Annotated in this window: 10 protein-coding genes and 2 pseudogenes; 7 read left to right on the top strand and 5 right to left on the bottom strand. The window is 64.5% G+C overall.

Annotation, left to right across the window (positions count from 1 at the left end):
• The coding region (locus AB9K34_RS00125) for a transposase (protein ID WP_148044812.1) at positions 1–134 on the top strand (134 nt) is incomplete at its 5' end.
• Between the two features lie 49 nt (positions 135–183).
• On the opposite strand, the pseudogene AB9K34_RS00130 reads toward AB9K34_RS00125, so the two are convergent.
• Both AB9K34_RS00130 and AB9K34_RS00135 read right to left on the bottom strand, forming a co-directional pair.
• Positions 184–1,068: pseudogene (locus AB9K34_RS00130) on the bottom strand (DUF2163 domain-containing protein).
• A 252-nt stretch (positions 1,069–1,320) separates the two neighbouring features.
• The gene (locus AB9K34_RS00135) at positions 1,321–1,551 is read right to left on the bottom strand and encodes a hypothetical protein (RefSeq protein ID WP_369952475.1); all 231 of its coding nucleotides are present in this window, start codon (positions 1,549–1,551) and stop codon (positions 1,321–1,323) included.
• A gap of 89 nt (positions 1,552–1,640) precedes the next feature.
• Between AB9K34_RS00135 and AB9K34_RS00140 the strand changes: the two genes are divergently transcribed.
• From AB9K34_RS00140 to AB9K34_RS00160, 5 genes and pseudogenes are all read left to right on the top strand, one after another.
• The gene (locus AB9K34_RS00140) at positions 1,641–1,889 is read left to right on the top strand and encodes an AAA family ATPase (protein WP_369952483.1); all 249 of its coding nucleotides are present in this window, start codon (positions 1,641–1,643) and stop codon (positions 1,887–1,889) included.
• A pseudogene (locus tag AB9K34_RS00145) lies at positions 1,883–2,320 on the top strand (phage tail tape measure C-terminal domain-containing protein); the annotation flags it as partial. The gene AB9K34_RS00140 and the pseudogene AB9K34_RS00145, both read left to right, overlap by 7 nt.
• Complete coding sequence (locus AB9K34_RS00150; protein ID WP_369952476.1) at positions 2,320–2,946, top strand: TIGR02217 family protein; 627 nt, start codon at positions 2,320–2,322, stop codon at positions 2,944–2,946. The pseudogene AB9K34_RS00145 and the gene AB9K34_RS00150, both read left to right, overlap by 1 nt.
• Before the next feature lie 56 nt (positions 2,947–3,002).
• The gene (locus tag AB9K34_RS00155; protein WP_369952477.1) at positions 3,003–3,293 is read left to right on the top strand and encodes a hypothetical protein; all 291 of its coding nucleotides are present in this window, start codon (positions 3,003–3,005) and stop codon (positions 3,291–3,293) included.
• A complete protein-coding gene (locus AB9K34_RS00160; protein WP_369952478.1) occupies positions 3,286–3,417 on the top strand; it encodes a hypothetical protein in 132 nt (43 codons plus the stop codon). Before AB9K34_RS00155 ends, AB9K34_RS00160 begins: the two co-directional genes overlap by 8 nt.
• A gap of 379 nt (positions 3,418–3,796) precedes the next feature.
• On the opposite strand, the gene AB9K34_RS00165 is transcribed toward AB9K34_RS00160, so the two are convergent.
• Both AB9K34_RS00165 and AB9K34_RS00170 read right to left on the bottom strand, forming a co-directional pair.
• Positions 3,797–4,297: a hypothetical protein gene (locus AB9K34_RS00165; RefSeq protein WP_369952479.1), complete on the bottom strand. Its 501-nt coding sequence runs from the start codon at positions 4,295–4,297 to the stop codon at positions 3,797–3,799.
• 224 nt (positions 4,298–4,521) lie between these two features.
• Entirely contained in the window at positions 4,522–4,782 is a 261-nt protein-coding gene (locus AB9K34_RS00170; RefSeq protein WP_369952480.1) for a transcriptional regulator, read from the bottom strand.
• A gap of 133 nt (positions 4,783–4,915) precedes the next feature.
• Between AB9K34_RS00170 and AB9K34_RS00175 the strand changes: the two genes are divergently transcribed.
• Positions 4,916–5,410, top strand: coding sequence for a hypothetical protein (locus tag AB9K34_RS00175; protein WP_369952481.1), 495 nt, complete (start codon positions 4,916–4,918; stop codon positions 5,408–5,410).
• A 32-nt stretch (positions 5,411–5,442) separates the two neighbouring features.
• Here the strand turns inward: AB9K34_RS00175 and AB9K34_RS00180 are convergent, their stop codons facing one another.
• Positions 5,443–5,733: a helix-turn-helix domain-containing protein gene (locus tag AB9K34_RS00180; protein ID WP_369952482.1), complete on the bottom strand. Its 291-nt coding sequence runs from the start codon at positions 5,731–5,733 to the stop codon at positions 5,443–5,445.
• Between the last annotated feature and the right edge of the window lie 190 nt (positions 5,734–5,923).

Consider the following 5,923-nt stretch of genomic DNA (forward strand, 5'->3'; position numbering starts at 1 on the left):
TGGTCGAGCGCTGCTTCAACAAGCTCAAAAACGCCCGGCGCGTCGCCACCCGCTACGACAAGACCGCCGAGAGCTTCCTTGGCTTCATCGACATCACATCTATCCGCCTATGGCTCCGCCATTTGTCAACATGACCTAGCCAGGACCACGCCGCCGCGATAACCCGATCCGGATCAGCGTGCTTCACAGCACACCCCGGTCATGCCCGCCATCTTTGGTGGCGTAGCGCAGAACGGCGTCCTGGCCGGGGATATGCGGAAAGCCCCGGAAGCTGGCGGTGTTGGCGAACTTCGCTCCGCAGGTCTCGATCCGTTTGTCGCAGCCGGCGCGGATGGTGAAGGCGTCGCCCTCGCTGATGGCCCGCACCGGGGCCTCGAGCAGGGTCAGCACGGCGATACCCTCCGCCACGTCGTGGCCCAGCACCTCGGTGCGCCGCCCTGCGTTCGCGCCGGAGGCCCAGTCCAGCGTGCCGAAAGTGAACCAGCCAGCGTCGAAGCCGCTTAGACCGGAGGCAGTGAACGCGCGGTCGCGCAGCAGATCGATCACGGCGCCTGTGCCCTTGAAGGCCGGATCCTCCAGATCGACGCCGCAGCGCGCGTCGCCGAGCGCGGCATCGCAGGTCGCCTGGAAGGTCCGTCCCACCGTCTGGCCCAACACATGGGCGAGAGAGCGCACCTCCGCGACGAAGGCAAGCCGCCCACGCCTGATCTGCCCGATGGCGCCGCGCCGCATCAGAACGCGCTACGCGGTGTCGGCCCAGTTCACGCGCCAGACTTCGACCGTCGCGTTGTCCCAGCGGCCGTCGAGGATGTCGGTCTCGGTGATCCGGTCCGAGGTCAGAACGCCTTCCGCGTCCTGCGCATCGACCGACAGGTCCGAGCCCGAGCGCACCTCGAAGGCGGTCAGCCCGCTCTCGGGCTCGAAATCCGTGCCGTCGAAGCTCAGCGTGCGGTCGTGGTCAGTGAAGCCGAAGGTGACACCGTCGGCCCGGGCGATCCGCCAGCACCAGCCGAGGGTGGTCGTGCCCTCGTCGAGATGGGCCTGCAGCGCGGGTGAGAGGGATTTCATCAGCAAGTTCCCGTCATTCGGTCGTCGAGATCGGCGATCCAGTCGGCCCAGTCCGGGGGCACGGCGGCGACGGCAGAGGCCGATGGTCGGGCGAGACGCGCCTCGGCATAGGAGGCGCAGCCCGCGTCACCAGCGCCGCAACCAGCCAGATCAGGAACTCAGCCATCGTCGTGATCCCCGCGCGCGGCGGCGACGCAGAGCGCAACGAAGAAGACGCCGAGCCCCCCGCCCACGATCATCCCTGCGCGAAACTCAAGCATCGCCGCGGAACCCGCGTTCGATCCGATCCCGCAGGCCGATGAGGCCAAGCCCAAGGAACATCAGGCCCGCAGGTGAAGCGTCGCCTGAACCTGCGAGCAGCGCGACGAAGCGGGAGAGTTCCCCGAGCGGCCCGGTGACGGGCAGAGCGAGGGAAGCGATGCCTGTGAGCATGGCGACGCACCCCGCCCACCAGGTGAGCGAGGTCAGTCGGATGTAGCGCATGGATCAGGCCTTCCTGGTCAGGGTGGAGAAGAAAGCGGTCAGCCGGGTGAGCCAGCCGATTGCCGGTTAGGGTGGCCTACGCCGAAAGGATGCTGGAGCAGGACCTGCGCGCCTACAGCGCCGCACAGACGCTCTCAGGCCCGGTGATCTTCGACCGAGGCATTCCCGACATCATGGGCTACCTGAACCTATGCGGTCTCCCCGTGCCGCCCCACGTCGCTGCATCGGCCAAGGCAGCCCGCTACAACGCCCGCGTCTTCCTGGCGCCCTATTGGGACGAGATCTTTGCACAGGACACCGAACGCAAGCGGACCCGTGCCGAGGCCGAAGCAAGCTGAGCTTCCGCGATCTCGTGACCTCGCTCATCGCGGACCTGGCGAAACTCGCGGCGCGCCGCTTCATCCTCGGTCCCATCGCCAACGGGCTCTCGGGCGCGCTCGGCGGCGCAGGCGGCATCTTCGCCAACATCCTGCACGCGGGCGGCATGGTCGGCTCGTCCGGGCCCTCGCGCATGGTCCCGGCCATGGCCTTCGCCGCCGCGCCCCGGATGCATTCAGGCGGTGCGGCCGGTCTTAGCCATGACGAGGTGCCTGCAATCCTGCAAAGGGGCGAGCGGGTGCTCTCGCGCCGCGAGGCACAGAGCTACGGCGCGGGCGGCGGGATCAACGTCACCATCATGGCCCGCGACGCCGAGAGTTTCCGGCAATCCCGCACGCAGGTCGCGGCGGACATCGCCCGCGCGGTCTCGCTGGGGCGGAGGGGCATGTGATGGCGTTCCATGAGGTGCGGTTCCCGGACAACGTCAGCCGGGGCGCGCGCGGCGGGCCCGAGCGGCGCACGCAAATCGTCGAACTGGCCTCGGATGACGAGGAACGCAACGCCAGCTGGGCCAATTCGCGCCGCCGCTATGACGTGGCCTACGGCATCCGCCGGGCAGACGATCTGGCGGCTGTGGTCGCCTTCTTCGAAGCGAGGAACGGTCGCCTCCATGGCTACCGGTTCAAGGATTGGGGCGACTACAAATCCTGCCTGCCTTCGGGGACACCTGGACCGACAGATCAGGCAATCGGCACCGGCGACGGCGCGACGACAGCCTTCCAGCTGGTGAAGCGCTACGCGTCGGGCAGCCAGTCGTGGGTGCGAACCATCACCAAGCCAGTCGCGGGCTCGGTCACCATCGCCTTGAATGGCGCGCCCCAGGCGTCTGGCTGGTCCGTCGATACCACGACCGGCGTCATCACCTTCACCACCGCGCCGGGCGCGGGCGTCGCGATCACCGCGGGCTTCGAGTTCAATGTCCCGGTCCGCTTCGACACCGACGCGCTCGACGTGACGCTCGACCTCGAGCGGCTGGGCTCGATCACCTCCATTCCGCTTCTGGAGATCCGACGATGAACGATTAAACCGGATTTCTGGCGGCGGCGCTGAAGGAACTGCTCGCCTCCACGGCTGTGATCCTCGCCGCCTGGGGCGCGCTCGGGGGCGCGACCAACGCGCTGACGACGAAGATGCGCCTGCGCGACGCGCTGCGCCACATCCTGCTCGGTGGTCTGATCGCGGCCGGGATGGGCAGCCTCTCCATGGCCGCCATCACCCGCTGGCTCGGCCTGCCGCCCGAGGCGATCCCGGCCGGGGGCGCGGCGGGATCGGCCGCCTATCTGGTCGGCGTCTTCGGTCCGGCCTTCATCGAGGTGCTGCTCGCCCGTCTGCGCCATGCCGGGAAAGGCGATGGCGATGCATGATCTTCTCCGCCTCGCGCGCTCCCTGCGCTGTGACCCGGCCGATCCCGGCCAAGCCTTCCGCCACCGCCTGGGCGTCGGCCTCGCCATCGCCGCACTGATCCTGATCCTCTCGCTTCTGGGGTGACTTCCATGCAGATTACTGACCGGGGGCTTTTGGCTCTCGTCCGGCACGAAGGCATCGTGCCCGGACCCTACACGGATGTAAAACAGGTATGGACCTTCGGCATCGGCCACACGGCCGCCGCCGGGGTGCCCGATCCCGTCACCATGCCGCGCGGCATGTCCTCGACGTGCTTCCTGCGCCGCCAGGTCAAAGTATGCGGGATAATAGCTGGTATCGGGGCGACTTATCAGCTCGGAAAGTTCCTCGTGCGAGAATGTCTCGGTGATCCCCGGCTGCCCAACACGCTCGAAAATACCGCCACTGCTGGTGATCTCCACCGGCCGCATGGCGACGCCTGCTGTCGTGATCATGTCGGACTTCGAAAAACGGAAGCGAATGGTCATTGCGCCACCTCCGTCAGTTGGGGGCGGGTTCTCGCGAGCTTGCGTGCCGCACCTGCGGCCTTTGCACGGTCGATATGTTGCTCGGTGACGAGCAGCACCCGGTCCGCAAACCGTTTCGATACGGCTGCAGCGATGTTTTCCAACTGGGAAACGAAGTTGAGGTGGAGCGCCCGCGACATAGGCTTGATCGCCACCGCGATACGCTCCCCGCTGGTCAGCGTGATCAGGAAGTCGAAGACGTGGTGCGAGGGACGACCATCAGCGCCGGGAAAGGAGACGGCAGGCGGTTGTTCCTGAATGTTATGAACATCGTCACGCACCAGCATGAGGCACAAGAAGGCGTATTCGAGCGCGCTCTCGAACTGGATGATACGCGGGCGCGGAAAGCCTGGGAGGGCGGCCACCATCGAGCCGCGCAGGCTCCCCTTGGAGCGGCGCGCAATCGGTCGGGTCGCGTGGCTCGCTTCCGGCCCGCGGTAGATCAGGTTTTGTTTCATGGTGATCGGAGCGCACCTTTCCCGTGTCTTCGGCCCACAGGGCCGAAGACAGGAGGGCGCGACCTCCCCCTTTTCTGAGAATGAGTTGAACTACCCTGCTGGACGGCTGTCCGGCAGGTTGACTTTGGGATCGACTCGGGGGATGAATAAGGTGTCGGAGAGAAACGACACTCTATTCAAAAGGCCTTCCTGTTGGCGCAGGAGGGTCTTTTCCTTTGTCGGGGTCAGGTTTGGTGTCCGGTGGGCTCCTCCTCTGCTGGGTACCTGTCAGGAAAGAGTTCCCGCGGTGTCATGCCGATGGCCTCGGCCAGAGCCTTTTCGATCTTTTCTGACCTTCTGAAGCCTTGGCTCACCAACGTGACCGATGAGCGAAAGACATCGAGTTCGCGCGCGATGGACGCAATGGATTTGCCGCGCAGACGCAGCTCCATCTTCAAACGCTCATGAGGTGCATTGATAAGATCGGGCATCTCTTCCGCAAACATGATTTCCTGACTTCGTACCCGGAAAGGAATCAGGCCCCGATTCGCGAGTCAATAAATTCTTTCTGGTTCAATGTGTTAAAAACTCCGGTGGAATTCCAGACTTTGAAAGTTATGGGCTTAAGTTGCAAACTTGATGCGAGATAAGAAGATGGCGTTTCCGAAAAACTGCATCCGGGTGCATGGCGAAAACATCATTGTCTTCGACTGCGGCCACGGTCGGATCGTGCACCACGCCGAACTGCTTCAGATGATGGAACGGACGCGATCTCTGGCGCAGGTCAAAGAGGCGTTCCCAGCCAGCCGCCGAAATCTTCTGGATGTTCTGAACACGTTCGGCTTCGACTTCGATCAGTTGCTTGCAGAGCAGTTTGTGGAAGGCTTGACGGATACGAAACTTGTCGAGCTGCACAGGGTGGACGAGAAGTGGATTGCCAACAGGCGTGCCTCCCTGGGTCAGGCGAGGCAGCCTGGGCGTCCAGCCGCCAACTGTTCGGATCAGGAAGTCATCAGGGCATACGAGAGCGCCGGAAGCTATGCCGCCGCAGCCCGTTCCATGAAGCTCGACCAGCGAACATTCAGAAGGCTGTACTTTCTTGCAAGGTCTCGGACGGGCCAGAATATCGGCTGAGCCGGGGGTACAACGTCCCCGGCCTTGATGCATCAGCCGGACGAGGACAGAACTCGGGCGACGACTTCGGGTTCGGCTTCGATCAGGCGTAGCAGCAGATGGGCCGCGTGACCCGGTCGTCGCCGTCCCTGTTCCCAATCTCGGATCGTACTGAGGGGAAGGCCGTAGCGTTCGGCGAAGCGGCCTTGCGACAGGTTCTGAGCCTTGCGGATCGCCGCGACGTCAACCGTGGCTGGCTCGAACACTGCGGCAGGCTCCAGCCTGCCCTCCGCGATAGCCAAGGCTTCGTTGGCACTTGTGACCAGCTCTGCACCGAAAGCCATATCGTGTTCTCCGGTAGGGTATTCAGTGGCTCTTATACGGCAATGCCGTATGACCTGCCCCCCGCGAAATCCCTCATCATGATGTAGAGTCTGCCCAACCTTGAAGGAGCAGACGAATGCGAAAGAGCCGTTTTACCGAGGCGCAGATTATCGGGATGATCAAGGAGCAAGAGGCGGGCATGCCGACGGC

The sequence above is a fragment of the Sedimentitalea sp. XS_ASV28 genome (assembly GCF_041224545.1).
In the GTDB taxonomy this organism is placed as follows: Bacteria; Pseudomonadota; Alphaproteobacteria; order Rhodobacterales; family Rhodobacteraceae; genus Sedimentitalea.